This window comes from Rugamonas sp. GW822-FHT03B10 (assembly GCF_058801745.1).
The window spans coordinates 575418-598362 of the sequence record NZ_JBXANP010000002.1 but is presented as its reverse complement, the minus strand read 5'-3'; the positions used below and the strand labels follow the sequence as shown (position 1 = coordinate 598362).

The following is a 22945-nucleotide window of genomic DNA, read 5'->3' as shown; positions in this document are numbered from 1 at the left end:
TGCCCGGCGACGACGGTTTGCCGTGCCCGACTATATATTAGGTTGATGCGTTAAGCGGTTTCCCCAAGCTTAACAAGAAACGCTCACATTCGGCGGCCAGCGGCGCATTTAATGTTAACAATTTACCAGTTTCCGGATGGGTGAACGTGATTTGATGGGCGTGCAGGAACATGCGCTTGAGCGCGCCGCGCGTGGCATCGGCCTTCAACAAGGCGCGGTTGAGCGCGAAATCGCCGTACTTGTCGTCACCTGCGATGGCAAAGCCCGACGATGCCAGATGAACGCGGATCTGGTGGGTGCGCCCCGTCTTCAGTTCCGCTTCCAGCAGCGCGAAATTCTTGAATTTGCGCAACAGGGTGAACACGGTGTGCGACGGCATGCCGTCGGCCTGCACGGCCACCCGGCGCTCGCCGTCGGCCGTCGTGTATTTATGCAAGGGCAACTTCACGTGCTGGCGCGCGTTCGTCCAGTCGCCGGCCACCAGGGTCAGGTAACGCTTGTCCGTATGGCCCTCGCGCATCTGCTCGTGCAGATTGGTCAGCGCCGAACGTTTCTTGGCGAGCAACAACAGGCCGGACGTGTCGCGGTCCAGCCGGTGCACCAGTTCCAGGAATTTCGCCTGCGGGCGCGACGCGCGCAACTGCTCGATCACGCCGAACGACACGCCCGAGCCGCCATGCACGGCCACCCCGGCCGGCTTGTCGATCACCAACAACTGCGCATCCTCGTAGATGATGTCGAATTCGGCCGCCGGCACGGCGGCGTTGTCGGCCTTCTCGGCCACGCGCACGGGCGGGATGCGCACCACGTCGCCCTGCGCCAGGCGGTACATCTGGTCGATCCGCCCCTTGTTGACGCGCACCTCGCCCGAGCGCAGGATGCGGTAGATATGACTTTTCGGCACGCCTTTGCATACACGCAACAGGTAGTTATCAATGCGCTGGCCGGCCTCTTCTTCAGTGATTGTGACGAATTGTGCTTGCGGCGGAACCTGTGTTGAAGGGGGAACAACATCGTTTTGCATCTTCATTTGCTCTGTCTTCCCAGAAAATCTCTCTAAGTCCTTCATTTTGAATATATAATCATTTAGCGGCGGTTCTAGCTGCTGCAAGTGTAAGAATAAAAGCACATTTTACACAGGGGCGTCTCCACTGGCCTCGCCAAATTGCAAATTCAGAGGAAAAAATGTATATGCACCACCCCTGCGCGGATCAAGGTTGCACCGTCGTTGTAATCGGATGGCGCGCAAGAGTGCTGAATTAGGATGGTTGGATAGTAAGGATAACGCCGGCAAGCATGATCAAGAGTCGTGCTCGCTGGTAAATGAAGTTGATAACGCTTGCCGTTTTCGCCAGACCCCATGCTTAGTAGCAAGCTAATGACGGAAGGCTGAAACAAGCCTAATTTGAAGTTGTAGCACTTGTCATGTAAGCAAGGCCAGGATCTGGCTCATCGACGCTGCCCACCGTCTGCGTTCTCTGCCCCCCGCCCACGCGGGCCGCATGGAAGAATCGCAGGCGACGCGGGTACTCGGCATGTCGATCGACTTCATGCGCCCAGTGGCGGCCGCAACCCACGTTGCTGCGCCGCCCCTCAGGGCATACCCACCGCAACCATGTTAATTCTCGCGTATATCCCTGTAGCTTCGCTGTTCCACGGAACAGCATTGAGATGGCCCATAGGGTCGCGGAGTTAATAAAAATGAAACGCATGTTGTTTAATGCTACGCAACAAGAGGAGCTGCGTGTCGCGATCGTCGACGGTCAGAAACTGATCGACATCGACATCGAAACCGCCGGGCGCGAACAGCGCAAGTCCAACATCTACAAAGGCGTGATCACCCGCATCGAGCCGTCGCTGGAAGCGTGCTTCGTCAGCTACGGCGAGGACCGCCACGGTTTCCTGCCGTTCAAGGAAGTGGCCCGCACCTACTTCCGCGAAGGCGTGGACGTGCGCAACGCCTCGGTCAAGGAAGCCCTGCGCGAAGGCCAGGAAATCATGGTGCAGGTCGAGAAGGAGGAGCGCGGCAACAAGGGCGCGGCCCTGACCTCGTTCGTGTCGCTGGCCGGCCGCTACCTGGTGCTGATGCCCAACAACCCGCGCGGCGGCGGCGTGTCGCGCCGTGTGGAAGGCGAGGAACGCCAGGAACTGCGCGAAACCATGGACAAGCTGGACCTGCCGCCAGGCATGTCCGTGATCGCCCGCACGGCCGGCATCGGCCGCAACGTGGAAGAGTTGCAGTGGGACTTGAACTACCTGATGCAACTGTGGCGCGCCATCGAAGGCGCCGGTAAGTCGGCCTCGGGCGCGTTCCTGATCTACCAGGAATCGTCGCTGGTGATCCGCGCCATCCGCGACTACTTCCAGCCCGACATCGGTGAGATCCTGATCGACACCGACGAGATCTACGAGCAGGCGCACCAGTTCATGAGCCACGTGATGCCCGACATGGTGCACCGCGTGAAACGTTACAGCGACGACGTGCCGCTGTTCTCGCGCTTCCAGATCGAGCACCAGATCGAGACCGCCTACTCGCGCACCGTGCCGCTGCCATCGGGCGGCGCCATCGTGATCGACCACACCGAAGCGCTGGTGTCGGTGGACGTCAACTCGGCCCGCGCCACCCGCGGCTCCGACATCGAAACCACGGCCTTCAACACCAACTGCGAAGCGGCCGAGGAAGTGGCGCGCCAGTTGCGCCTGCGCGACCTGGGCGGCCTGATCGTGATCGACTTCATCGACATGGAAGTGGCCAAGAACCAGCGCGAAGTGGAACAGCGCCTGAAGGACGCGCTGCACCACGACCGCGCCCGCGTGCAGATGGGCAAGATTTCGCGCTTCGGCCTGATGGAACTGTCGCGCCAGCGCCTGCGTCCTTCGCTGTCCGAAGGCTCGCACGTGACCTGCCCGCGCTGCTCGGGCACCGGCCACATCCGCGACACCGAATCGTCGGCGCTGCAGGTGCTGCGCATCATCCAGGAAGAGGCCATGAAGGAAAACTCGGCCACCATCCACGTGCAAGTGCCGGTGGATGTGGCGGCCTTCCTGCTCAATGAGAAGCGCGGCGAAGTGCTGAAGATCGAGAACCGTCACCGCATCGCCGTGATCCTGATCCCGAACAAGCACCTCGACACCCCGCACTACAAGCTCGAACGCATCAAGCACGACGATCCGCGCCTCGAAGACAGCCAGGCCAGCTACACGCTGGCCGAGCAGGCCGAGACCGACATGGCCTACAGCAAGCGCCAGAAGGAAGAAGCCAAGCCGCGCCAGGAAGCCGTGGTCAAGACCATCACCCCGGACCAGCCGGCGCCGATGGTCGAGCGCACCGCCAAGCCGGCCGAGCCGGTCAAGGCCGCCGCGCCGGCCCAGCCCGTTGCCGAGCCTGGTTTCTTCGAGAAACTGTTCAGCTTCTTCCGCGCCAAGCCGGAAGCGCCCGCCCTGCCCGTGGCGCCGACCATCGTCGTCAAGCCCGTGCCGACCGACCGTGGCGACCGCAACGCCCGTGGCCCGCGTGGCCGCAGCCGTAACGGCAAGCCAGGCAGCCGCGAGCGCGACGAGCGCGAACCAGGCGCCCGTCCGGGCCAGGAAGACGGCGTCAAGGCAGCCGACAACGGCCGTCCGGCCCGCCCGCCACGTCCACCGCGCGAGGCCCGCGAAGGCCGTGAGCCACGCGAGCCGCAAGCGGCCGAAGGCCAGCGCGAGCGCGGCGAACGCGGCGAGCGCGCCGAGCGCCCGCCACGCCCACCGCGTGAGCCACGCGGCGAGAAGCCACAAGTGACGGAAGCGAAGGTCGAGGAACTGGCACTGACGGCCGCCGCCGCACCAGCGGTTGCTGGCACGGGCCCGGTCGTGGAAGCGACCTCCATCCTGAAGACGGCCCCGCAGACGGGTCCGGAAGGCGAGGAAGCGGAAGCGGCTGACGGCGAAGAGCCACGCCGCCGCCGCCGCCGTGGTGGCCGCAACCGCAACCGCCGCGAACGCGAAGGCGGCGAAGGCATGGAAGCGGGCGCCGACGAAGGCGAAGCCCCCGTCGTGACCTTCACCGTGGCGCCGGAAACGGCCGCTGAAACGGTCGCCGCCGTGGCGCCCGTAGCCGAAGCCGCGCCAGCGGTGGAAGCCGTCGCAGCGGCGCCGGTCGCCGCCGAGCCGGCAGCGCCAGTGGCAGCCGTCGTCGAGACGGCCGCTCCGGTGGTGGAAGCAGCGCCGGTCGCTGAAGCCGCCCCGGCCGCCGCGCCTGTGGCCGAAGTGGCACCGGCGGAACCGGCGGCAGTGGTGGAAGCGGCCGCCCCGGTCGTGGCCGAGGCCGCCGCGCCGGTCGCAGCGGAAGTCGCCGCCCCGGCCGCCGTCGAGCTTGTCGCCCCGGTGGCGGAAGCCATCGTCGCAGCACCCGCCGTCGCCGCGCCCGTCGTCGCCGAGCCCGTGGCCGCCGCGCCAGCCGTGCCGGCACCGGCCCCTGTGGCTGCCGCGCCCGCTCCGGCGCCGGTGGTGGCAGCCCCCGCTGCGACCATCGACCTGCAAGCCGTGCTCGGCTCCGCCGGCCTGACGCTGGCCGCGACCGACCCGGCCAAGCTGCGCGCCGCCCAGGAGGCAGCCGCCAAGGTGGCCGCGCCCGTGCGCGTGCCGCGCGAGCGCAAGCCGCTGCCGCCGCAAGCGGACGAGCCGCTGGTGCAAGTCGACACCCGTCGTTAAACGCCACCGCGCGGGGTGATCCCCGCCGGTCGCATGCAAAAAGGGAAGCCACGCGCTTCCCTTTTTTTCGGCCTTCCCAAGCCGCCTTTTTGCGGGCAGACTGAGGTCCACATTGATATTCCGCCAACCACCGCCACTCTCGCCGATGAGCTTGCCAGACCTGAACCGCCCCGCCCCCGTTAGCCTGCGCACCGCGTTCTGGTACTGGCTCAAGCTCGGCTTCATCAGTTTTGGCGGCCCGGCCGGCCAGATCGCCATGATGCATACGGAACTGGTCGAGCGGCGGCGCTGGATTTCCGAACAACGCTTCCTGCACGCGCTGAACTACTGCATGCTGCTGCCCGGCCCCGAGGCGACCCAGCTCGCCATCTACATCGGCTGGCTGCTCCACAAAACGCGCGGCGGGATCGTGGCCGGCGTGCTGTTCGTGCTGCCATCGCTGGTCTTCCTGATCACCTTGTCATGGATCTACATGGCCTATGGCAGCGTGCCGGCGGTCGCCGCCGTGCTGTACGGCATCAAGCCGGCCGTGGTGGCCATCGTGCTGGCGGCCGCCTGGCGCATCGGCAGACGGTCGCTGAAGAATGGCGCGCTGATCGCGCTGGCCGCCGCCGCCTTCGTCGCCATCACGCTATTCCATCTGCCCTTCCCCGCCATCGTCGCCGGCGCGGCCGTGATCGGGCTGATGGGCGGCCGCTACTGGCCGGCCCTGTTCCAGGTCGGCGGCGGCCATCCCGGCCGGGCGGCCACCTACGGCCCGGCCCTGATCGACGACGACACGCCCACGCCGGACCACGCGCGCTTTTCCTGGGCCGGCCTGGCCCGCGTGGCCGTGCTCGGCTGCGCGTTGGGCGCGCTGGCGTGGCTGGCGCTGGCCCTGTCCACCGGCGCGCGCCAGCCGCTGGCGCAGATGGGCTGGTTCTTCACCAAGGCCGCCATGCTGACCTTCGGCGGCGCCTACGCGGTGTTGCCCTACGTCTATCAAGGCGCCGTGGACAGCTTCCACTGGCTGCTGCCGGCGCAAATGATCGACGGCCTGGCGCTGGGCGAAACCACGCCCGGCCCGCTGATCATGGTGGTCGCCTTCGTCGGCTTCGTCGGCGCCTGGAGCAAGGCCGTGTTCGGCGCCAGCCTGCTGGCGGCCGGCGCGGCGGGCGCCACCGTGGCCACCTTCTTCACGTTCCTGCCCTCGTTCATGTTCATCCTGGCCGGCGGCCCGCTGGTGGAGGCGACCCGCGACAACATCCGCATGACGGCGCCGCTGACGGCCATCTCCGCCGCCGTGGTGGGCGTCATCGTCAGCCTGGCCGTGTTTTTCGGCATGCATGTGTTTTGGCTGGAAACCCCGGCACCCCACCTCGACGTGCGGGCGGTATTGCTGGGCACCATGGCCAGTATCGCCCTGCTGCGCTACCAGATGGGCACGATCAAGTTGATACTGGCCTGTGCGATCTCCGGCCTCGTGCTATCGTATCTTGGTTAGCCCGCGTCCTGGCGCGGGTGTTCGTGCCGTGCCCGGCAGCAAACTAGTGATCATTCATGACTGAAAAAATCATCTTCGTGTCGGACCAGCGCCAACGGGTGCCGGTCATCCCCGCCGTGCCGGAAGCGCCCACCGGCTCGGTGACGGACCGGCTTGCCCGTCCGCTGCACGACCTGCGCATCTCCGTCACCGACCGCTGCAACTTCCGCTGCGTGTACTGCATGCCCAAGGCCGTGTTCGACCACGATTACCATTACCTGCCCCACAGTTCGCTGCTGACGTTCGAGGAAATCACCCGCGTGGCCCGCCTGTTCGTGGCCCACGGGGTCGAGAAGATCCGTCTGACGGGCGGCGAACCGTTGCTGCGCAAGAACGTGGAGCGGCTGGTCGGCATGCTGAGCGAACTGAAGACCGCCAGCGGCCGGCCGCTGGACCTGACGCTGACCACCAACGGCTCCCTGCTGGCCAGGAAGGCCCAGTCGCTCAAGGATGCCGGCCTGCAACGCGTGACCGTGTCGCTGGACGCGCTCGACGACGCCATCTTCAAGCGCATGAACGACGTCGATTTCGCCGTCGAGGACGTGCTCAAGGGCATCGATGTCGCGCACCAGGTGGGCCTGGGCCCGATCAAGGTCAACATGGTGGTCAAGGGCGGCATGAACGACAGCCAGATCCTGCCCATGGCGCGCCATTTCAAGGGCACGCCCACCATCCTGCGCTTCATCGAATACATGGACGTGGGCGCCTCGAACGGCTGGAACCTCGATGAAGTGATCCCCTCGGCCGAAGTGCGGCGCCGCATCGACGCCGAACTGCCGCTGGTGGCGGCCGACCCCAACTACACGGGCGAGACGGCCGCGCGCTGGCGCTACGCCGATGGCGGCGGCGAGATCGGCCTGATCTCCAGCGTGAGCCAGGCGTTCTGCCGCGATTGCACGCGGGCCCGCCTGTCGACCGAGGGCAAGCTGTATACTTGCTTGTTCGCCAGCCACGGCCACGACCTGCGCGCGCTGCTGCGCGGCGGCCACGGCGACGACGACATCGCCGGCGCCATCGCGCTGCTGTGGCGCGCGCGCGGCGACCGCTATTCGGAAACGCGCACCGAGCACACCAGCGGGCTGGGCGAACGGGCCAAGAAGGTTGAAATGTCTTATATCGGGGGGTAGTTTGTCAGTGAACAGCAAGGTAAGTGGCCTGATTCTGGCCGGTGGCCGCGGCACCCGCATGGGCCGCGTGGACAAGGGCTTGCAGCCATTCCGGGGCGCCACGCTGGCGGCCCACGTGCTGCAACGGCTGGCGCCGCAGGTGGCCAGCGTGGCCATCAACGCCAACCGCAACCTGCCCCAATACGAAGCCTACGGCTGCCCCGTGCTGGGCGACGAGCTGGGCGGCTTCGAGGGCCCGTTGGCCGGGCTGCAGGCGGGCCTGCGCCACTGCACCACGGAATTGCTGCTGACGGCCCCCTGCGATTCGCCGTTCCTGCCGCCGGACCTGGCCGCCCGCCTGGCGGCCGCCCTCGCGTCGCAAAACGCCGACGTGGCCGTGGCCGTCACGCTGGAACCGGACGAGCAAGGCGTGGTCCAGCGCCAGCCGCACCCCGTGTTCTCGCTGCTCAAGGCCAGCCTGCTGCCGCAACTGGACGCCTACCTGGCCACCGGCGCACGGCGCATGGAAGGCTGGTACAAATCGCTGCGCCTGGCCGAGGTGGTGTTCGAGGACGCGGCCGCGTTCCGCAACATCAACACGCTGGGCGAGTTGCAGCAAAGCGAGCAAGCCGGCGACCAGCCCGGCCAGCCGCTCACGCTGGCCGCCGTGGCCAGCTGCCTGGACGCCTACGACCCCGACGCCATGTCGGTGCGCGACGCCCAGCGCATCATCGGCGACTTCATCACGCCCATCCAATCGGCTGAAAAAGTGGCGCTGCGCAGCGCGCTCGACCGCGTGCTGGCGCAGGATGTGATCTCGCCCATCAACGTGCCGGCCTGTGACAACTCGGCCATGGACGGCTACGCCCTGCGCGGCGCCGACCTGCCGCAGGAGGGCACGGTCACGCTGGACGTGATCGGCATCGTCTACGCGGGCCGCCCCACGGCGCTGGCCTGCGGCCCCGGCCAGTGCGTGCGCATCATGACGGGCGGCGCCATGCCGGACGGCTGCGACACCGTGCTGCCGCAGGAACTGGCGGCCGCCATCGGCGACGGCAGCGTCACCATCGCGGCCGGCGTGCTGCGCGCCGGCGACAACCGCCGCCTCAAGGGCGAGGACCTGGCCGAAGGCGGCGTGGCCATCGCGCGCGGCAAGGTGGTGCGCCCGGCCGACCTGGGCCTGATCGCCTCGCTCGGCCTGGCCGAGGTGGCCGTGCAGCGCCGCCTGCGCGTGGCCTTCTTCTCCACCGGCGACGAGCTGCGCTCGGTCGGCGAGACGCTCGACACGGGCTGCGTCTACGACAGCAACCGCTACACGCTGTTCGGCATGCTGCAGCGGCTCGGCTGCGACGTGATCGACATGGGCATCGTCAAGGACGACACGGTGGCGCTGGAAGCGGCGCTGCGCAGCGGCTGCGAGAACGCGGACGCCATCATCACCTCCGGCGGCGTGTCCGACGGCGCCGCCGACTACACGCGCGCCATGATGGCGCGCCTGGGCGACGTGGCGTTCTGGAAGCTCAACATGCGCCCCGGCCGCCCGCTGGCGTTCGGCAAGATCCACTCCAACGGCCGCAGCGCTTGGCTGTTCGGCCTGCCCGGCAACCCGGTGGCCGTGATGGTGTCGTTCTATTTCTTCGCCCGCGCCGCGCTGCTGCACATGATGGGCGCCAACGCCCCGCTGCCGCTGCTGCGCGCGCGCGCGCAGGCCGGCATCCGCAAGCGTCCCGGCCGCAGCGAGTTCCAGCGCGGCGTGCTCAGCACCGGCGCGGACGGCCAGCCGCAGGTGCGGCTGACGGGCGCCCAGGGCTCGGGCATCCTGCGCTCCATGTCGGAGGCCAACTGCATGGTGGTGCTGCGCGACGAACAGGGCAACGTGGCCGAAGGCGACATGGTCGACGTGCTGCCGTTCGAAGGCTTGCTGTAAGCGGCGCCGCCGCTTTTCGTCCCTCTTCGCCGCTATTCGTCCTTCCGCAAGCGGGCCAGCGCCTCGGCCGGGTCGGCGTACAGCGCCGGCTCGGTGGCGGCGCGCCGGAACGCCCCGCCCAGGCTGGCGCGCATGAAGGTGCTGTGGGCGAAGCGCGTGACCTTGCTGTAGTAGCGCTCATGCAGGCCATTGACCATGGCCACGTAATCGTCCATCAGGTCCGGCGCGATCGAGAAATTGTCGTAGTTGATCACGGCCGGCACCTTGCGTCCCACTCCCTCCAGCCGCTGCGCCACCAAAGCCCGGATGGCCTCGATGGTGGCGCGGTCGGCCACCTCGTAACCCTCGAAATTGGCGAAGAACAGCTGCTGTTGCGGGTCGTAGACAAGGCGTTCCTCCAGCGGCCGCGCCAGGAAATCGGCGCGCCAGCCCATCGCCTGCGTGCCGAAGATGCGCGCATCCATCGTCTTGAGACTCGGGCTGATGGCGGGCCGGAAGCTCATGTGGGACAGGATGTCGCGCGCCAGATCGATGCCGGGCGCGATCTCGATCAGCTCCAGTCCCTGCGGTTGCAGGCGGAACACGCAGCGCTCCGTCACGTACAGCGCGCTCTGCCCGCGCCGCAGCGCGACCTCGCCGCTGTAGGTGCGGTGCTCGACCTCGTCGACGAACTTGCGCGCCTGCCCTTCGCGCAGGATGCACAACCGCCCGTCGCGCACGGCCACCTGCAGCGCGCCGGCCGTGAACGTGCCCACGAACACCACCTTTTTGGCGTTCTGGCTGATGTTGATGAAGCCGCCCGCGCCGGCCAGCCGCTCGCCGAATTTGCTCACGTTCAGGTTGCCGTGGCGGTCGGCCTGGGCCAGCCCGAGGAAGGCCACATCGAGCCCGCCGCCGTCGTAGAAGTCGAACTGGTAAGGCTGGTCGATGATGGCGTCGGCGTTGGTGGCCGCGCCGAAATTGAGGCCGCCGGCCGGCAGACCGCCGATCACGCCCGGCTCCGCCGTCAGCGTCACCAGATCGAACACCTTCTCCTCGGCCGCCACGGCCGCCACGCCCTCCGGCATGCCGATGCCGAGGTTGACCACGTGGTTGGGCTTGAGCTCCATCAGCGCGCGCCGGGCGATGATCTTGCGCTCGGACAGCGGCATGGTGGCCAGCGTCCCCAGCGGCACGCGCAGCTCGCCCGCGAACGCCGCGCTGTACGGTTCCGCGAAGGTCTGCATGTGGTATTCGGGCTGCTCGGCCACCACCACGCAATCGACCAGGATGCCGGGGATCTTGACCTCGCGCGGCGGCAGCGTGCCCCGCTCGGCGATGCGCTCGACCTGCACGATCACGATGCCGCCCGAGTTGTGGGCCGCCATGGCGATGGCCAGCGCCTCCAGCGTGAGCGCCTCGCGCTCCATGGTGACGTTGCCGTTGGCGTCGGCCGTGGTGCCGCGGATGATGCCCACGTGGATGGGCTGGGCCTTGTAGAACAAGACCTCCTTGCCGCCCACCGTCAGCAGTTCCACCAGCTCTTCCGTGGTGCGCGCGTTGATCTTGCCGCCGCCGTGACGCGGATCGACGAAAGTGCCCAGGCCCACGTGCGTGAGCAGGCCGGGCTTGCCGGCGGCCGTGTCGCGGAACAGCTGGCTGATCACGCCCTGCGGCAGGTTGTACGCTTCGATCTTGTTGGTCGTGGCCAGTTGCTGCAGCTTGGGCACCAGTCCCCAGTGCCCGCCCACCACGCGCCTGAGCATGCCCTCGTGGGCCAGGTGGTTCAGGCCGCGCTCCTTGCCGTCGCCCTGCCCGGCCGCGTACACCAGGGTCAGGTCGCGCGGATGGCCGCCGCCGTCGGGCGCCAGGAAGCGCCGCTCCAGCGCCACCGCGATGTTCTCCGCGAAGCCGACGCCGACAAAGCCGCCGCTGGCGATGGTGTCGCCGTCGCGGATCAAACCCACGGCGTCGGCCGCGCTCACGATCTTGTTGCGCCGCACGGCCGGCATGGCCAGCGACGAGAAATCCGGGCTACGAACAGGCATGACAGTCTCCGTTCAGAATGACTCCGGGGGATGATTCCCCTCTGGCTTTCCTTGCCGCTGCTACCGCTGCTACCGCTGTTACCTTACCGCCGCCACCGCTGCATTGCTACGCCACTTCCGATTCGTTCACATCCTGGTCCGGCCCCAGCAGCAGCTGCGCCGCCTCGCTGGGCAAGGCCTCCACCGACTTGAGCTTGCGCGCCATCTGGCGGCTGCGCGTCTCGGCCGATTCGATATTCTTGGCCGCCCGTTCCAGCGTCAGCTTGGTGGCCGACAGCACGTCGCCGAACTTGGCGAACTCCGTCTTCACGGCGCCCAGCACCTGCCACACCTCCGACGAGCGCTTCTCCAGCGCCAGCGTGCGGAAGCCCATCTGCAGGCTGTTGAGCAGCGCCGACAAGGTGGACGGGCCGGCGATGCTCACCCGGTTCACGCGCTGCAGGTCGTCGGCCAGGCCGGGACGGCGCATCACTTCCGCGTACAAGCCCTCGGTGGGCAGGAACAGGATGGCGAAGTCGGTCGTGTGCGGCGGCGCCAGGTATTTGTCGGCGATGGTCTTCGCCTCGCCGCGCACAGCCCGTTCCAGCTCGCGCCCGGCCAGCGCCACGCCGTCGGCGTCGGCCCGGTCGGCCGCCTCCAGCAGGCGCTCGTACTGCTCCTTGGGGAACTTGGCGTCGATCGGCATCCACACGGGCGGGCCGCCCTCCACATGGCCCGGCAGGCGCAGCGCGAACTCCACGCGCGCGCCGCTGCCGGCGATGGTCTCGACGTTGCGCGCATACTGCTCGGGCGTGAGCACCTGCTCGAGCAGCATTTCGAGCTGCACCTCGCCCCAGGTGCCGCGCGTCTTCACGTTGGTCAGCACCCGCTTCAAGTCGCCCACGCCCAGCGCCAGCTGCTGCATCTCGCCCAAGCCCTGGTGCACCCGCTCCAGCCGCTCCGACACCTGCTGGAACGAGGCCGACAGGCGCGATTCGAGCGTGGCGTGCAGCTTCTCATCCACCGTCTTGCGCATCTCCTCGAGCCGGGCGCCATTGTCGGCCTGCAGGTCGCGGATTTTCTCCTCCAGCGTGGCGCGCACTTCCAGCATGCGTTGCGCGTTCGATTCCGTGAGCCGGATCAGCGCCAGGTTCATGCTCTCGCCGAAGCGCTTCAGGCTTTGCGCCTGCTCCTCGCGCCCGCTCTGGCCCTGGCTGTCGATCTGACGCCGCATGGCTTCGAGCTGCTGGCCGTTGGCGGCCTGCGCCTGCGCCAGCAACTGCGTCATGTCCTGGCGGCTGGCCTGGGCCGTGGCCTGCAACTGCATGCGCACTTCGCGCTCGACCCGCTCGATGCGCTCGGCCAGCCCGTCCGCGCCCGCGGCCGCGCGCCCGCGCAACAGCGCCAGCGCTTGCAGGGCCAGCACGGCCAGCCCCACGGCCAGCAGCACGATGAATTCGATGGTGGTCATGGTCAGTCGGGCTTGTTGCGCATCCAGTCGGCGGTCTGGTAGAACGATTCCATCAGGCGCAGCCGCAGGTCTTCGGCGATGCCCACGTCCTCCATCGCCCAGGCCATGGCGCGCAGCCACTGGTCGCGCTCTTGGGTGCCGATGGCGAACGGCATGTGGCGCGCCCGCAGGCGCGGGTGGCCGAAGCGTTCGATGTAGGCGTCCGGGCCGCCCATCCAGCCGGACAGGAACCAGAACAGCCGGTCGCGCGCGTTGTCCAGCGATGGCGGATGCGTGGCGCGCAGCAGCGCGAACTCCGGCTCCAGTTCCATCAGGTCGTAAAATCGATCGACCATCTCGCGCACGCGCGTTTCGCCGCCGATCACATCGTAGAGGGTTTGTGGTTCAGTCATAACCACCATCATAGCGCACCGCAAGCCGCCGTCACAGCGCGGCCTGCGGTGCGCGCTGGCTTGGGCGGCGGCCCTGGCGATGACCTTAGACCAGCGCCAGCCGGCGCAACCGGCGGCTGGACGACCAGCTCTCCAGTTCCACCTGCTCGCGGATGGCGGCGCAGCCGGCCAGCACCCGCGCTTCCTGGGCCGCATCCAGCCCCGCGTTCAGCGTCAGGCGCACCAGCGCGCGGTTCTTGGGCGTGGCCGGGGCGCAGAACATGGCGCCATACACGCCCTGCCGTTCCAGCGCCTTGCGCAAGGCCAGCGTGCGCGGCTCGGTGCCCGGTTCGAGCGCGATGATCTGCTCGGTGCCATCGCTCACGTTGTAGCCCAGCGCGTCGAGCCCGGCGCGCACGCGCGCGGCGATGCCGGCCAGCGCGGCGCGCCGGTCGTCGGCCGCCGCCACGAAGTCGATGGCCGCGTCGAACCAGGCCAGTTCGTGCTCGAGCAGACAGGAGCTGAAAATGGCGGGGCGCGACTCGGACAGGAAATAGCCCTTGAATTTGCTGGAACAGGTGATGACGCCGGCCCGGCCCGCGAACGCCTTGGCCAGCGACGCGGTGCGGAAATGCACGCGCTCGGCCAGGCCCAGTTGCGCCACCAGCCCCGCCCCGCGCGGGCCGTGCGTGCCCAGCGAGTGGGACTCGTCGACCAGCAGCAGGCAGCCGGTGCGCTCGGCCAGGTCCACCAGTCCGGCCAGCGGGGCCACGCTGCCGTTGGTGCTGTACAGCGCGTCGACGGCGATCACGCCGGGCCCGCGCCGGTGCACCTGGCGCCGCAGGTGCTCGAGGTCGTTGTGCAGGAAGGAGATCGCCTCCGCGCCGGCCGACTGCACGCCCTCCCACAGCGAGGCGTGGGCCTGCATGTCGAGGAAGACGGGCACGCCGGGACCGGCCAGGCATTGCACCAGCCCCACGTTGGCGGCCCAGCCGGACTGGGTCAGGATGCCGTCCTCGGCCCCCATCAGGGACGCGAACTTGTGCTCCAGCCGGTGCTGCGGGCTGCCTTGCTGCAGGTAGACGGCCGACATCAGCAGCGCGGCGCCGCCGGCCAGCCGCTCGGCCTGGGCCCGCAGCAGCGCCGGCTCGCCGCCCAGGCACAGGTAGTCGTTACCGGCCAGAAAGATCGCGTCGGCCGGCGTCGGCTGCCAGGCGTGCGGGTGCTCCCCGCCCAGCAACTGTTCGATCCGGGTCACGTAATGGGCATCCATGCGGCAGGTGACGTATTCCGGCATGCAGTGTTCGGCGGCGCGTTGCGGCGCCGCGGAGAAGGCGATAGTTTTGAACATATGTTCCTCTTTTGGAATGGTTGTTTTATTTGAACTACCCCCGAGACATTGCCGTTTTGTTACAAATTGGGATTGATACGGATCAACGGCGGTGACGAAATGGCCTGCCCCGTTGCAATTTTGGAGCATCATGAAATTTTGATAAAAATCAAGCGGCGATGACCTATGCCCTGCACACGCACTGGAAGCAATGGCGGCAACGGCTGCTGCTGTCGTTGCGCCAGTACCATTGCCACCAGGAACACGCGACGGCCCGCGTGCTGGTGCTGGCGGCCATGGGCACGGTGGGCATGCCGCTGTATTACGTGGTGTGGCACAACTTCTTTCCGCAGGAATACGACAGCCTGCCGCTGCGCGGCATCGGCCTCATGCTGTGCGCGCTGGGCCTGTGGGCGCGCCACTTCAGCCGGCGCTGGCTCGAGCGCTACCTGCTGGTGACGCTCAGCTACGTGTTTTCCTTCTTCTTCAGCTACATGTTCCTGATGAACCACGCCTCGGGCGTGTGGGGCGAATCGCTGCTGATCGCGCTGGTGGTGCTGTTCCACTTCGACACCGGCCTGGCCTGCCGCGCCTACGTGGCCGGCACGGTGGCCGCCTGCCTGGCCGTGGTCGTGACCGGCCATGGCGGCGTGCTGCTGAGCCGCAGCGTGCTGCAGCAGCTGCCGATCCACTGGTTCACCATCGCCGTGCTGTCCGTGGCCAAGGTCAGCCGCGACGTGCTGGAGCAGGAAAAGCTGGCCGGGCTGGGCGCCGGCCTGGCCACGGTGGCGCACGAGCTGCGCACGCCGCTGGCCAGCCTGGACGCCAACGTGCGCGGCCTGGGCCGGCTGGCGCGCCGCACGGGCGAAGCCGCCGATGCGGCCGACGGCGCCCACCGGCTCGACGCGCTGGCCCGCATCCAGTTCGAAGTGCGCCACATGCATCACATGATCGACCTGTTCCTGCTCAGCGCCACGGCCGTCAACCGCAACCTGCGGCCGATCGAATCGGTGTCGATGGCCGACGCGGTGGAGGCGGTGCTGCGCCGCTATCCGTTCACCAGCGCGGCCCAGCGCCAGAGCGTGGTGTGCGAGGTGCGGCACAATTTCCGCTTCGCGGGCCAGAACGAGCTGACCGTGGTAATCCTGCTCAACTTGCTGCGCAACGCCCTCAAGGCCATCCACCGCGCCGGCAAGGGCCGCGTGCGCATCGTGATCGACGGCGCCCGGCCCACGCCGCGCCTGCTGTTCATCGACACGGCCTGCGGCGTGGCGCCGCGCCAGCTGCCGCTGATCTTCCGCCGCTTCTATTCCTATCCCGCGCACAACGGCACAGGCATCGGACTTGCGCTATGTAAAGAAATCATGGAGGCATGGGATGCTACTATTCGCTGTGTCTCGCGGGAAACCGCCTACGCCATTTTTGTCCTGGAATTTCCTACGTCTAGCGCAGCAAACCTTAGGTGAACCATGCAACTGCCTGTTTATACCCATCCGACCCTGACCGTCCTGGTGGACGATAGCGACTCGTTCCTCAAAAGCCTGTCGTTCCAGCTCGACCCCATGCTCGCCAGCAAGACCTTCCATGACACGGGCGTGGCGCTGGACTGGCTGACCCAGAGCCAGCCGCGCGACGAGGTGCCGCTGCACGTCAATTTCGACACCCAGAACCAGCCGCCCGACCAGTGCAACGTGGCGCTGGACCTGGAGCGCATCTACCGCATCAGCGAGCAGCGCCAGCGCTTCGCCACGCCGTCGGTGCTGGTGGTCGATTATTCGATGCCGCAGATGAACGGGTTGGAATTCTGCCAGGCCGTCCAGCACCTGCCGTGCAAGAAGATCCTGTTCACCGGCGCGGCCGACGAGAAGATCGCCGTCACCGCGTTCAACCGTGGTCTGATCGACCGCTACATCAAGAAAAGCGACGACAACGCGCTCGACATCCTCGAGATCGAGATCGCCGCCCTGCAAAAGGCCTACTTCGCGGAGCAGTCGGAAACGCTGCGCGAACTGGTGGTGCTGCACAACTACCAGTTCCTGGGCGACCCGGCGCTGGTGCAACTGGTGGAGGAACTGAGCCGCGGCAAGGGCTTCGTCGAGCACTACATCTTCCCCAACCCGACCGGCATCCTGTTCTTCGACAAGGCCGGCCAGCCCACGCTGATGATGATCGAGACGGAACAGGGCATGAGCGCGCAGTACGAGATCGCGCGCGACAGCGAGGCGCCGCCATCGCTGCTGAACGCGCTGGAGGAGCGGCGCGTGATCCCGTTCTTCAGCGACGCCGACGGCGACGGCATGTATTCAAGCGCCGTGGGCGAACACTGGCACCGCTACTGCCAGCCGGCCCAGATCTGCCACGGCCGGGAAGCCTATTACTGGGCCCTGTTCCCGCTACCCAAGCACTACTTCGACGGCCCGCTGTTCTCGTACGCGCAGTTCCTGCAGGAGCAGCACGAGACGGTCTGAGCGCGCGCCCTCACGCCGCCTCGCGCAGCGTGAGCAGCGGCGGCCGGCGCAGCACCTGGCGCAAGCCCAGCCAGCCGCCCGCCATGGCGCACAGCGCGCCGGCCAGCAAGCCGGCCAGCCACACGGTGGGCTCGAACGTCCAGTCGAACTTGAACTGGTAGGTGGCCAGGCCCCAGCCCATCACGGCCGCGCCGCTGGCCGCCAGCAGGCCGGCCAGCCCGCCCACCAGCGCGAACTCGATCAGCTGCGCCTGCGACAACTGGCGCCGCGTGGCGCCCAGCGCCCGCAACAGGCCGGCCTCGCGGCTGCGCTCATCCTGCGACCCCATCAGCGCCGCGTACAGCACCAGCACGCCCGAGGCCAGCGTGAACGCGAACAGGAACTCCACCGCCGCCACCACCTGGTCCAGCACCGCCTGCAACTGGCGCAGCAAGCCGCCCACGTCGACGATGGTCAGGTTCGGATAATCGCGGGTGAACGCGTTCATCAGCGCGCCCTGCCCCGGCGGCAGATGGAAGGCCGTGATCCAGCTTTGCGAGGTGCCTTGCAGCGCGTGCGGATTGAGGATGACGAAGAAGTTGACCCGCATCGAACCCCATTCGAGCTTGCGCAGGCTGGTGATGGTGGCCGCCACCGGCGCCCCGGCGATGTCGAAGGTCAGCCTGTCGCCCAGCTTCCAGCGCAGCGTCTTGGCGATGCCCTCCTCGACCGATGCCTCGGCCGTGCCGGGCCGGTCGGCGAACCAGGCCCCGGCGCTGATGCGGTTGCCCTGCTGGAGCCGCGTCATGGTCGACAGGTTGAATTCGCGGTCGGCGAGGTTCTTCGCGCGGTCTTCCGTGTAGGTGTCGGCCGTCACCGGCTGGCCGTTCACGGCCGTCAGGCGGCCCCGTATCATGGGGAACTGCGGCGCCTCGCGCACGCCCGCGCGCGCGAGGCGGGCCGCCAGGTCGTCGCGCTGCTCGGGCTGGATGTTGATGATGAAACGGTTGGGCGCATCGGCCGGCGTGGCGTTACGCCAGGCCGTCATCAGGTCGCCGCGCACCACGGTCAACAGCAGCAGCGCCATCAGCCCCAGCGCCAGCGACACGATCTGCACCAGCGTGGCGCCGGGCCGGCGCTGCAGCGAGGTGATGGCGAAGCGCCAGCTCTGGTGGGCGATGAGGCCGCGCAGCGGCTTGAGCGCGGCCAGTCCCAGCCAGCCGGCCAGAGCGAACACGGCGAACGCCCCCACGAAGCCGAGCGCCGTGTACAGGGCCAGCTGGGTATCGCCGGCCTGCCACAACAGCAGCACGACGAAGCTGGCCAGCCCCAGACCGTAGGTGGCCAGCGCCAGCGGTTGCGGCGCGGCCTGTTCGCGCCGGATCACGCGGTTGTGCGGCACGTTGCGCAACTGGAGCACGGGCGGCAGCGCGAAGCCGGTCAGCAGCAGCATGCCGGCCGCCAGTCCCTGCAAGGCCGGCGCCACGGTCGGCGGCGGCAGCGCCACGGCCACCAGGCTGCCCAGCGCCTGCAGCAGCACGTAATGGGCCGCGTAGCCGACCGCCACGCCCAGCGCGCTGCCGGCCAGTCCCACCAGCAGGAATTCGATCAGGTACAGGGCCGTCACCTGGCGCTGACTCAGGCCCAGGCAACGCAGCATGGCGCACGCGTCGAGGTGGCGCAGCATGAAGCGGCGCGCGGCCATCGCCACGGCCACGGCGGCCAGCAGCGCCGACAGCAGGCCCACCAGCGCCAGGAAGCGCTCGGCCCGGTCCAGCGTGGCCCGCATCTCGGGCCGGCCCGTCTCCAGCGATTCGATCCGCACGCCCTTCACGTTGCGGGCCTCGACCTGTTGCTGCAACCACTGGCCGTAAGCGGCGGCCACGTCGGACTGGGCCGGCGTGGGCGCGGCCGCCAGCAGCCGGTAGGTGACGCGCGAGCCGGGCTGGATCAGATGGGTGGCCTCCAGGTCGGCCAGCGCCAGCATCACGCGCGGCGCGAAATTGAGGAAGCCGGCGCCACGGTCCGGCTCGGACGCGATCAGCCGCGCCACTTTGAACGCGCGGTCGCCCAGGCGCAGCGTGCCGCCCAGGCCCACGTTCAGGCTGCCCAGCAGGCCGGGATCGATCCACACGGTACCGGCGGCGGGCGTGCCGCCGGCCGGCTGGCCCAGGCCCTGCTCGGCCTGCGCCGGATCGTCGCTCAGTTTGAGCTGGCCGCGCAGCGGGTAGCCGGGGCCGACCGCCTTCAGCGCGGCCAGTTGCGATTGCGAGCGCTCGCCCTCGCCGGCCTGCGCCATGCTGGCGAAACCGACCGTGTCGGTCAGCGTCAGGCCGCGCCGCAGCGCCTCCGCGCGCCAGGCCGGATCGACCGGCAGGTCGGCGTTGACGACCACGTCCGCGCCCAGCAACTGGTGCGCGTCGCGCTCCATGCCGGTGCGCAGGCGGTCGATGAAAAAGCCGGACGCGGCCAGCGCCGCCACGGCCACCGTCAGCGCCACCAGCAGGAAGCGCAGCTGGCCGGCGCGCCAGTCGCGCGCCGTCATCTTCAGGGCCAGGGTCAGCATGGCGCGTCCGCCCGTGTTACAGCTTGGCGAAGAAGGCGTCCACCTCGTCCAGGTAGCGCTGCTTGACGTCGGCCGGCAGGAAGGCGGCCGCGAAGCTGTTGCGCGCCAGCCGCTGCGCGTGCGACAGGCCCAGCGGCAGCGCCTCGAACGTGGCCTCGAAGTTGGCGTTCATGTAGCCGCCGAAGTAGGCCGGGTCGTCCGAGTTGATGGTGGCCACCAGGCCCGCGTCCAGCAGCTGCAGCATGTTGTGCTGCTCCATGCGGTCGAACACGCACAGTTTCACGTTCGACAGCGGGCACACCGTCAGCGGCACCTGCTCGCGCGCCAGCCGCGCCGTGAGGGCGGCGTCCTCCAGGCAGCGCACGCCGTGGTCGATGCGCTCCACGTGCAACACGTCGAGCGCGGTCTCGATGTAGGCCGGCGGGCCTTCCTCGCCCGCGTGGGCCACCAGGTGGAAGCCCAGTTCGCGGCAGCGCGCGAACACGCGCGCGAACTTCTCGGGCGGGTTGCCCACCTCGGACGAATCGAGGCCGATGCCGATGAACTTGTCGCGGAACGGCAGCGCCGCCTCCAGCGTGGCGAACGCGTCCTCCTCCGACAGGTGGCGCAGGAACGACAGAATCAACGTGGCGCTGACCGGGCTGTCCTGGCAGGCGCGATGCAGGCCGTCGATCACGGCCTGCATCGGCACGCCGCGCGCCGTGTGGGTCTGCGGGTCGAAGAAGATTTCCGCGTGGCGCACGTTGTCGGCCTCGGCGCGGCGCAGGTAGGCGGCCGTCATGTCGTAGAAGTCCTGCTCCTTGAGCAGCACGCTGGCGCCGGCGTAGTAGATGTCGAGGAACGATTGCAGGTCCGTGAAGGCGTAGGCCGCGCGCAGCGCCTCCACCGATGGATAGGCGAGCGCCACGCCGTTGCGCGCGGCCAGCGCGAAGATCAGTTCCGGCTCCAGCGAGCCTTCGATGTGGATGTGCAGTTCGGCCTTGGGCATCTGTTGCAGCGCGGCGCGCAATTGGTCGTTCATCATGTTTTATTCCTTGTTCTGATAGGGCTGACGCGGCGATGCGACAACCATGAACAGCCATCTTAGCGCATGCGCGGCGCGGCTGCGGGCGGAGGCGCCTGTTGCGGCGCGATTTCACATTTTGCGGCGCGTGATGCGCGCTCTCGGCAGCCGTGATAAGGTGATATCCATGGGGCGGAAATACGCCGGAAAAGCCGTTGAAAATAGCATAAAGTGGTCATTTTTATCTTTTAAAATCAATGACTTACAAAGTATTTTTAAGAATGTAATGACATAGCGCTTGACTTCCTGAACCAATAGAGCAATGATCAATTTCATCAACGTAAGATGCGTTACGACGAACTAACATAAAGCCGGCCAACATCCATCGCGCGGCGACAATAAACGTCCACTCCAGGGTCCGGGCAATCCGGCCGCCACAGGGAAGCGGACGAGAACAACAACAAAAACCATCAGGAGTGAGTAACGACTAAAACACCAGGCAGAGACCACGACACCGACTGCCGAGATACACGACTTGTAGGCTTACATTAAAGGACATTCAAATGACCATTTTTGACAACTACGCCGCACGGTATGAACGGACTCGCGAAGAGGAAATGTCGATGTCGGAATATCTTGCCCTGTGCAAGAAGGACCGCCTGACCTACGCCAGCGCCCCGGAGCGCATGCTCGCCGCGATCGGCGAGCCCACCCTGGTCGACACCCGTAACGATACCCGGCTGTCGCGCATCTTCGCCAACAAGGTCATCAAGATTTATCCTGCGTTCCGCGAGTTCTACGGCACCGAGGAAGTGATCGAGCAAGTGGTGTCCTACTTCCGCCATGCCGCGCAGGGCCTGGAGGAACGCAAGCAGATCCTGTATCTGCTCGGTCCCGTGGGCGGCGGCAAATCGTCGATCGCCGAAAAGCTCAAGTCGCTGATGGAGCATGTGCCGTTCTATTGCCTGAAAGGCTCGCCCGTCAACGAATCGCCGCTGGGCCTGTTCAACGAGGAGGAGGACGGCACCATCCTGGAAGAGGATTACGGCATTCCGCGCCGCTACCTGCGCAGCATCCCCAGCCCGTGGGCCGTCAAGCGGCTGCACGAGTTCAACGGCGACATCAACCAGTTCCGCGTGGTCAAGCGCTACCCGTCCGTGCTGAAACAGGTGGCCATCTCCAAGACCGAGCCGGGCGACGAGAACAACCAGGACATCTCCTCGCTGGTGGGCAAGGTCGACATCCGCAAGCTCGAGGACTACGCCCAGGATGATCCGGACGCCTACAGCTATTCGGGCGGCCTGTGCCTGGCCAACCAGGGCCTGATGGAATTCGTGGAGATGTTCAAGGCCCCGATCAAGGTGCTGCACCCCTTGCTGACGGCCACCCAGGAAGGCAACTACAAGGGCACGGAGGGCTTCGGCGCCATCCCCTTCGACGGCATCATCCTGGCCCACTCGAACGAGTCGGAATGGAAGTCGTTCAAGAACAACCGCAACAACGAGGCTTTCCTCGACCGGATCTACATCGTCAAGGTGCCGTACTGCCTGCGCGTGACGGACGAGATCAAGATCTACGACAAGCTGGTGGCCAATTCCTCGCTGTACCAGGCGCCATGCGCGCCCGGCACGCTGAAGATGATGGCGCAGTTCGCGATCCTGTCGCGCCTGAAGGAGCCCGAGAACTCCAGCATCTACAGCAAGATGCTGGTGTACGACGGCGAGAACCTCAAGGACACCGATCCCAAGGCCAAGTCCATCCATGAATACATGGACTACGCCGGCGTGGACGAGGGCATGAACGGCCTGTCGACCCGCTTCGCGTTCAAGATCCTGTCCAAGGTGTTCAACTTCGACACGACCGAGGTGGCGGCCAACCCCGTGCACCTGCTGTACGTGCTCGAGCAGCAGGTCGAGCGCGAGCAGTTCCCGCCCGAGACGGAACAGAAATACTTCTCCTACATCAAGGAGTACCTGGCGCAGAAGTACGTGGAGTTCATCGGCAAGGAAATCCAGACCGCCTACCTGGAGAGCTATTCCGAGTATGGCCAGAACATCTTCGACCGTTACGTGACGTTCGCCGACTTCTGGATCCAGGACCAGGAATACCGCGATCCGGACACCGGCGAGAGCTTCGACCGCGAATCGCTGAACAACGAGCTGGAGAAGATCGAGAAGCCGGCCGGGATCTCCAATCCCAAGGACTTCCGCAACGAGATCGTCAACTTCGGCCTGCGGGCGCGGGCCAACAACGGCGGCAAGAACCCGGCCTGGACCAGCTACGAGAAGTTCCGCACCGTGATCGAGAAGAAGATGTTCTCCAACACGGAGGAGCTGCTGCCCGTGATCTCCTTCAACGCCAAGGCCAGCGCCGAGGACGCCAACAAGCACGCCGACTTCGTGGCGCGCATGGTGGAGAAGGGTTACACGGCCAAGCAGGTGCGGCTGCTGTGCGAATGGTACTTGCGCGTGAGGAAGTCGTCTTAAGACGGTCGGGGGCTTAAG

The 22945-nt window shown here is 67.2% G+C and carries 15 protein-coding genes; 8 read left to right on the top strand and 7 right to left on the bottom strand.

The window, feature by feature from the left end; genetic code table 11:
- Positions 1–37: 37 nt before the first annotated feature.
- Positions 38–1030: a 23S rRNA pseudouridine(955/2504/2580) synthase RluC gene (gene rluC, locus AC1RQG_RS05760; protein ID WP_493129297.1), complete on the bottom strand. Its 993-nt coding sequence runs from the start codon at positions 1028–1030 to the stop codon at positions 38–40.
- A gap of 671 nt (positions 1031–1701) precedes the next feature.
- Here rluC and AC1RQG_RS05755 point away from each other — a divergent pair.
- From AC1RQG_RS05755 to moeA, 4 genes are all read left to right on the top strand, one after another.
- Positions 1702–4692, top strand: a complete 2991-nt coding sequence (locus AC1RQG_RS05755; RefSeq protein WP_493129192.1) for an Rne/Rng family ribonuclease — start codon at positions 1702–1704, stop codon at positions 4690–4692.
- 145 nt (positions 4693–4837) lie between these two features.
- Positions 4838–6175 carry a chromate efflux transporter gene (gene chrA / locus AC1RQG_RS05750; RefSeq protein ID WP_493129190.1) on the top strand — a complete coding sequence of 446 codons (1338 nt, stop codon included), beginning with the start codon at positions 4838–4840 and terminating at the stop codon, positions 6173–6175.
- Positions 6176–6231: 56 nt separating this feature from the next.
- Positions 6232–7341 carry a GTP 3',8-cyclase MoaA gene (moaA, locus tag AC1RQG_RS05745; RefSeq protein WP_493129188.1) on the top strand — a complete coding sequence of 370 codons (1110 nt, stop codon included), beginning with the start codon at positions 6232–6234 and terminating at the stop codon, positions 7339–7341.
- A 7-nt stretch (positions 7342–7348) separates the two neighbouring features.
- Positions 7349–9247 carry a molybdopterin molybdotransferase MoeA gene (gene moeA, locus AC1RQG_RS05740; RefSeq protein ID WP_493129186.1) on the top strand — a complete coding sequence of 633 codons (1899 nt, stop codon included), beginning with the start codon at positions 7349–7351 and terminating at the stop codon, positions 9245–9247.
- 32 nt (positions 9248–9279) lie between these two features.
- Here moeA and AC1RQG_RS05735 read toward each other — a convergent pair whose 3' ends face one another.
- From AC1RQG_RS05735 to cqsA, 4 genes are all read right to left on the bottom strand, one after another.
- The gene (locus AC1RQG_RS05735) at positions 9280–11274 is read right to left on the bottom strand and encodes an acyl CoA:acetate/3-ketoacid CoA transferase (protein WP_493129184.1); all 1995 of its coding nucleotides are present in this window, start codon (positions 11272–11274) and stop codon (positions 9280–9282) included.
- A gap of 106 nt (positions 11275–11380) precedes the next feature.
- Positions 11381–12724 (bottom strand): DNA recombination protein RmuC, encoded by a 1344-nt coding sequence (locus AC1RQG_RS05730; RefSeq protein WP_493129182.1) that lies wholly within the window; start codon positions 12722–12724, stop codon positions 11381–11383.
- Positions 12725–12726: 2 nt separating this feature from the next.
- Entirely contained in the window at positions 12727–13125 is a 399-nt protein-coding gene (locus AC1RQG_RS05725; protein ID WP_493129180.1) for a group II truncated hemoglobin, read from the bottom strand.
- Positions 13126–13201: 76 nt separating this feature from the next.
- Positions 13202–14446, bottom strand: a complete 1245-nt coding sequence (cqsA, locus tag AC1RQG_RS05720; protein ID WP_493129177.1) for an alpha-hydroxyketone-type quorum-sensing autoinducer synthase — start codon at positions 14444–14446, stop codon at positions 13202–13204.
- A gap of 158 nt (positions 14447–14604) precedes the next feature.
- On the opposite strand from cqsA, the gene AC1RQG_RS05715 reads away from it, so the two are divergent.
- Together AC1RQG_RS05715 and AC1RQG_RS05710 are read left to right on the top strand one after the other, a co-directional pair.
- Positions 14605–15891 carry a sensor histidine kinase gene (locus tag AC1RQG_RS05715; protein ID WP_493129175.1) on the top strand — a complete coding sequence of 429 codons (1287 nt, stop codon included), beginning with the start codon at positions 14605–14607 and terminating at the stop codon, positions 15889–15891.
- 3 nt (positions 15892–15894) lie between these two features.
- Positions 15895–16893, top strand: coding sequence for a response regulator (locus AC1RQG_RS05710; protein WP_493129173.1), 999 nt, complete (start codon positions 15895–15897; stop codon positions 16891–16893).
- Positions 16894–16903: 10 nt separating this feature from the next.
- Here the strand turns inward: AC1RQG_RS05710 and AC1RQG_RS05705 are convergent, their stop codons facing one another.
- Both AC1RQG_RS05705 and AC1RQG_RS05700 read right to left on the bottom strand, forming a co-directional pair.
- Complete coding sequence (locus AC1RQG_RS05705; RefSeq protein WP_493129171.1) at positions 16904–19438, bottom strand: ABC transporter permease; 2535 nt, start codon at positions 19436–19438, stop codon at positions 16904–16906.
- Positions 19439–19454: 16 nt separating this feature from the next.
- A complete protein-coding gene (locus AC1RQG_RS05700; protein ID WP_493129169.1) occupies positions 19455–20462 on the bottom strand; it encodes an adenosine deaminase in 1008 nt (335 codons plus the stop codon).
- 46 nt (positions 20463–20508) lie between these two features.
- On the opposite strand from AC1RQG_RS05700, the gene AC1RQG_RS05695 reads away from it, so the two are divergent.
- Positions 20509–20736 carry a hypothetical protein gene (locus tag AC1RQG_RS05695; protein ID WP_493129167.1) on the top strand — a complete coding sequence of 76 codons (228 nt, stop codon included), beginning with the start codon at positions 20509–20511 and terminating at the stop codon, positions 20734–20736.
- Between the two features lie 268 nt (positions 20737–21004).
- Positions 21005–22927, top strand: coding sequence for a PrkA family serine protein kinase (locus AC1RQG_RS05690; protein ID WP_493129165.1), 1923 nt, complete (start codon positions 21005–21007; stop codon positions 22925–22927).
- The last annotated feature ends 18 nt before the right edge of the window (positions 22928–22945 follow it).